Consider the following 928-nt stretch of genomic DNA (forward strand, 5'->3'; position numbering starts at 1 on the left):
CGCAACGCTCTCATGCGGGTAAAATAGCGTGGCAAAACCAGGGAATTCCCGTGGCAATACCAAGGAATTTGCTTTGGCAAAACCAGGGATTTTTACTTGACAGAATACAATACAACAGCAGAAAACCATCTCCCTCCCAGTACAGCGCCTTGAACCGGCCCCGCCTCCTCCCACAGAACAAAAACAGCGCCCGCAGAAAGGGACCCATCTGGAGCTGGCTCTTTACCACAGTAGCTAGTCCGTCAATGCCTCGACGCAGATCTGTGTATCCGCAGGCAATGTACACCGGGCAGCTGCAGTTGAAATCATTCAACATGACTTTGCTACCCGGAGGATAGCTAGCAGTGTGGCCTCATCCGCTCCCGCATAGACCTGGATCCGCACATCGCTTACCTCCATAGCTGCTGCGATACGCTCACAGAGCTGGGGATGCTCCATGACCGGCACCTCTGCAAAAGTTACCTCCTGGACTTCTTTCAGGGCCTGAAATACCTTCCGCTGCCAGGGAAAATAGGTGGATACTGCGATCCCATGTTCCTGGCACCATCGGCCTACCGGCATCCCACTGCTCCGGCACGCCTCCACTCGCCGGCTCCATTCCACCAACCGGTGCCACTGGTTGGCGATCTGTAAATTCTCCGTGATCTGCACCCCACTATCTTAGAGTCTTGAATACTATCCGGTACTATCGTGTACTATTTCAGACTCTTATAGTTTGGCAGAGGCACATTCCCCTGACAAGTCGCCGACTGTTTTACGCTTACCAGCAAACCATGTCTTTTTTACTTTTGCGAAACTTATTCTACCTGACCTCTTCTGGTCGTGTCAAGAATTTTTCGCACTTTAGTTCGCAGACTCTGTTATGAATGAAGTCAGCCAGCAATGGAGGCATCCTCAACGGTCGCCTCCAGATGCTTCATGTTCATGT

The 928-nt window shown here is 51.7% G+C and carries 2 protein-coding genes; both read right to left on the minus strand.

Annotated features, from left to right (window positions below):
• Window positions 1–10: 10 nt before the first annotated feature.
• Window positions 11–316: an IS66 family insertion sequence element accessory protein TnpB gene (tnpB, locus tag ACTQ3R_RS16535; protein WP_441780236.1), complete on the minus strand. Its 306-nt coding sequence runs from the start codon at window positions 314–316 to the stop codon at window positions 11–13.
• Complete coding sequence (tnpA, locus tag ACTQ3R_RS16540) at window positions 310–651, minus strand: IS66 family insertion sequence element accessory protein TnpA (protein ID WP_441780235.1); 342 nt, start codon at window positions 649–651, stop codon at window positions 310–312. The genes tnpB and tnpA overlap by 7 nt, the downstream gene beginning before the upstream one ends.
• Window positions 652–928: the final 277 nt, after the last annotated feature.

Origin of the sequence: Lawsonibacter sp. LCP25S3_E2, assembly GCF_052117285.1 — a bacterium.
Classification (GTDB): domain Bacteria; phylum Bacillota; class Clostridia; order Oscillospirales; family Oscillospiraceae; genus Lawsonibacter.

Coding starts and splice junctions, on each gene's coding strand:
- tnpB (WP_441780236.1), bottom strand. CDS start 316: ATGTTGAATGATTTCAACTGCAGCTGCCCGGTGTACATTGCCTGCGGA.